This window comes from Marinobacter sp., from assembly GCF_041690455.1.
Lineage (GTDB): Bacteria > Pseudomonadota > Gammaproteobacteria > Pseudomonadales > Oleiphilaceae > Marinobacter.
On the sequence record NZ_JAWLHI010000135.1, the window covers coordinates 1 to 3,982 of the forward strand.

At 60.1% G+C, this 3,982-nt stretch carries 2 protein-coding genes; both read left to right on the top strand.

The genetic code is table 11. The features are described from left to right. Positions 1–254 precede the first annotated feature (254 nt). A complete protein-coding gene (locus ACESMW_RS18570) occupies positions 255–623 on the top strand; it encodes a nucleotide pyrophosphohydrolase (RefSeq protein ID WP_372988449.1) in 369 nt (122 codons plus the stop codon). A 22-nt stretch (positions 624–645) separates the two neighbouring features. Further along, positions 646–3,054, top strand: coding sequence for a DNA/RNA helicase domain-containing protein (locus ACESMW_RS18575; RefSeq protein ID WP_372988450.1), 2,409 nt, complete (start codon positions 646–648; stop codon positions 3,052–3,054). Positions 3,055–3,982 lie beyond the last annotated feature (928 nt).

The following is a 3,982-nucleotide window of genomic DNA, read 5'->3' on the forward strand; positions in this document are numbered from 1 at the left end:
ATACGCCGGAGCGGGCCAGGCCGCTCGTGACCAAGTCGCGGGCTACGCACGGGATCTGTGCGCGTACCACAGCGCTTGTGCAGATCGTCCCGTTGTGCCGCGGAGGGGGCGGATCTCACCATCCAACACTTCGCGATGCAATTTTCTGGAAAGTGAGACCTGACCCGAAACGCCCTGGGAAAACCGAGATTACTGGGGTGCGTGCGAGTTCGGTACGATACGGAGAACCCTGGTAAAGGTAATGGGAGGGAAGGATGGAAGAAGGATCGCGCAGTACACAGGGATTGGAAGATCTGGCTTTAAGGCTGGAGATGTTCGTCGAGGAACGAGACTGGGCGCAGTTTCATTCGCCGAAGAATCTGGCAATGGCACTGGGGGGCGAGGTTGGCGAACTGATGGAGCACTTCCAGTGGTTGACGGAGGAGCAGTCGCGGGACCTGTCTGATAAGGCCGGGGAGGCGGTTCGGGCAGAGTTGGCGGATGTGCAAATTTACTTGCTGCTCCTGGCGCGCAAGCTGAATATAGATCTGCTGCAGGCCGCGGATGACAAGCTCGAGGCGAACGCGCGGAAGTATCCGTCGGACAAGGCCCGCGGCAATGCCCGAAAATACACAGATCTATAGGCCTCGCAGAAAAGGCATTTCAATGCTGATCTACACAGCCGACAAGCACCAGTTTGTCGAGGACGTCCAACAGAACGAGATCGAGAATCGCATCCTAGCCAGGATGCTTGCGAGCGGGAAGGGCAGGCCCTCGCCCAACGAGGTCATGTCCTGGCGCAACTCCATGCAGTACATGGAGAACGTGCTAAGTGCATCCGACATCCCGGATGATGCCGGGGTGGCCATCGAGTACATGATCCCGCAGACCTCCAAGCGGGTGGACTTCATCCTGACCGGCCGCAACAGCGACGGGCATGACACCGCGGTGATCGTTGAACTGAAGCAGTGGGAGCACGTGGAGGCGACGGAGAAGGACGCGATCGTGCGCACCTTCGTCGGAGGACGGGAACGTGAAGTCACGCATCCCTCCTATCAGGCGTGGTCCTATGCGGCGCTGCTGGAGGACTATAACGAGACGGTGCAGACCGAAAACATCGGTCTTCACCCCTGTGCCTACCTGCACAACAGCGTCTCGCCCGGCATTGCGGACGCGCGCTACCACGATCATCTGGAGCGCGCCCCGGCCTTCCTTAAGGTGGACACCGGAAAGCTTGCCCGTTTCCTTAGCCAGCATGTGCGCCACGGGGATGCCAACGATATCCTCTATCGCATCGAGAACAGCCGTATTCGCCCATCGAAGTCGCTCGCGGATCATCTGGCGTCCCTGCTGGCGGGCAATGCGGCGTTTCTGATGATCGATGACCAGAAGCTGGTCTACGAGAGTGCGCTCGACCTTTCCGACATCGCGGAGCAGCACGGCAAGCAGGTGTTCATCGTGCAGGGTGGACCGGGCACCGGAAAGTCAGTTGTTGCCGTGAATCTGCTGGGGGAGCTGACCCGGCGGGGGAAGGTGGCCCAGTACGTGACACGGAATGCGGCACCGAGGGCGGTGTACGAGGCCAAGCTGACCGGCACGATGAAGAAAAGCCGCATCAGTAACCTGTTCCGCGGCTCGGGTTCTTACCACGAAACGGAGCTGGACACCTTCGATACCCTGGTCGTGGACGAGGCCCACCGGCTGAACGAGAAATCCGGCATGTACCAGAATTTGGGTGAGAACCAGATCAAGGAGATCATCCATGCGGCGCGCTCGGCGGTCTTCTTTCTGGACGAGGAGCAGCGGATTCACTGGAAGGACATTGGTTCGTGTGAGGAGATTGAACGCTGGGCGAAGGCGGCCGGCGCGACCCTCCACTACGCCGATCTGCGCTCGCAGTTTCGCTGCGCCGGTTCTGATGGCTATCTGGCCTGGCTCGACCACGCCCTGCAGATTCGGGACACCGCGAACGAGGATCTGGTCGGACTCGACTATTCGTTCGAGGTGGTTGGTTCGCCCACCGAACTGCGTGATCGCATCTTTGCGTTGAACGTGCAGGCCAATCGTGCGCGGATGCTGGCGGGCTATTGCTGGGACTGGGACAGTAAGAAGGGCGGGGAGGGGATGGATATCCGCTTCCCGGAGCACAACTTTGCCATGCAGTGGAACCTCGACAAGGACGGTTCCACCTGGATCATCCAGCCGGATTCAGTACACCAGATCGGTTGTATCCATACCAGTCAGGGGCTGGAACTGGACCATGTGGGTGTGATCATCGGCCCCGACCTGATCGTGCGTGACGGCGAGGTCATCACAGTGCCGGATGCGCGTTCGCAGAACGATGCCTCGATCAAGGGCTACAAGAGGGCGCTGAAGGAAGACCCGGATCAGGCCCGAAAGAAGGCCGACCAGATCATCAAGAATACCTACCGCACGCTTATGAGTCGCGGGATGAAGGGATGCCTCGTTTGGTCGACGGATCCGGAGACCAATGCCTACTTCCGCACGCTGGTGCGGCAGAATGCCAGGGGGCCTGAGCCTTCCGGCGAAAAGAGGGCCGATTCGAATTTTCTCCCGTTCCCGAAACTTGCACACGAGAAAATCGAGCCGTTTGTAAATGCCCTGCCGGTGGTTTCATTTAAGGTGGCCGCAGGCGGCTTCAGCGAGCTGCAGAACGTGGAGCAGAGTCCGGAGGCCTTCGACTGGGTGGCCCCGCCCGATTTCATCGTGCCTAGGCCCGGCATGTTCATTGCGCAGGTGGTCGGCGAGTCCATGAACCGCCGGATTCCAAATGGCGCATGGTGCCTGTTTGCTGCGCCTGCAGGCGGTACGCGCGAGGGCAAGATCGTGATGGTACAGCACCGCGGCATCAACGACCCTGACACTGGCGCTAGCTTTACCGTTAAGCGCTATCACAGCGAGAAAACGACCGATCCCGACACGGAGTGGCGCCATGTGCGGATCATCCTCAAACCGGAATCCAGTGTGCCCGGTTATCAGCCGATCGTGCTGGAGGACGATGCACTATCTGAACTTGCTGTCATCGGCGAATACGTCGCCCAGTTGGCCAGTTGAGGGACGTCCGCCTTAGCCATTCGGTTTCGTGGGCTGATTGCCACGGCCGCGATGCGGCTCGCGATCACGGGGGTTTTGTGGGTGGTTGATACCCAATTCGCCGGCAGGGCCAGGATCCTGTGGGTGTAGAGCCGCCAAGTGGCAAGCAGGTCACGGAACGAGCGAAGGCATTGCTCCTTCTGTCCCGGATTGCGGTAACCCAAGGGGACTGCCGCCAACACGAGACGCACGCGGCGCCTTCCTGACGTAACCGTTGCAACCGTTGCCGGGGAGAGAGTATGAGTTGCGAGCTGGGGATATAGGAGCAAGGTATCCACCTGCGGCGCATCTGCGAGGGAGGCGTAAGCCAGCGCCTGGTGCAGATCTGCCCGGTGCGCATTCTGTAAATCCTGCGACTGAGCAGTCCATCCACGGCATGTGAGCAAATCTAGATGGGCCTTGTACTTGGCGGCAATCCAGATGACGCGATTCGTACCCCGGAGTTCAGCGTCCGGAACCAGCGCGTCCATTGAATGTGCCGGCCCGCGCCAGCGAAGAGGGCGACGTGCGGCCTGAATTGGGATTGCGGTCATGCCGAGAGATCGGGCCAGGTCCGCTGAGAATGAAGCGCGGTGGACGGGGTCGGGTCTCACAATCCAACTCTTTGTTGGTGCGCTGTGTTGGAATGTGAGACCTGACCCCGTTTCCTCGCACCCAGCGTACTGATTTCCGCCTTCCTGTCGCGGAGCTTATTGAGAAGCATGGCTACCTCACCCCGGGACTTGACAGCTATACAGATTCCGCAAAGCACGGTCATCCGAGAATGGGCCGCGGCTACTCAGAGGCTGTGCCGCTTGCACTTGAGAGCCCGTGGCTATCCGGGAAGCTGTCCGGTCCTCCCTGGTAGCATGCCACCAGTCAGAATGGAGAGCCCGGGTTGGATACGCTC